Origin of the sequence: Ciceribacter ferrooxidans, from assembly GCF_004137355.1 — a bacterium.
Classification (GTDB): Bacteria; Pseudomonadota; Alphaproteobacteria; order Rhizobiales; family Rhizobiaceae; genus Allorhizobium; species Allorhizobium ferrooxidans.
On sequence record NZ_SDVB01000140.1, the window covers coordinates 1 to 261 of the forward strand.

At 63.6% G+C, this 261-nt stretch carries 1 protein-coding gene; it reads left to right on the forward strand.

Features of this window, described 5'->3' with window-relative positions; translation table 11 throughout:
• Positions 1-47 precede the first annotated feature (47 nt).
• Positions 48-236: a hypothetical protein gene (locus EUU22_RS26380; protein ID WP_129330838.1), complete on the forward strand. Its 189-nt coding sequence runs from the start codon at positions 48-50 to the stop codon at positions 234-236.
• Positions 237-261 lie beyond the last annotated feature (25 nt).

Genomic DNA, 261 nt, shown 5'->3' on the forward strand with positions numbered 1-261 from the left:
GGCTTCCGCGCTTCCCTGGACCTTGAAGGGCTGCGGGAGGCGCCAGCATGGACGCGGCTGAAGTGGAGTTTTTGGCCGAGAAGGAGCTGGTTACCATTATCCCAAACTTCAGCCTGGACAAGATCTACCTCATCGGGGTAAGGGCTGGGCCGGGCATTTGCCTCAGACCCCAGCTCCTGAGAAAGGCCCTAGTGCCGGAGCTTCTGCGGACGCCTGGCCTCCAGTTCGCCGAGTAGTGGGGAGGAGTGCGGGGGTGGGGGG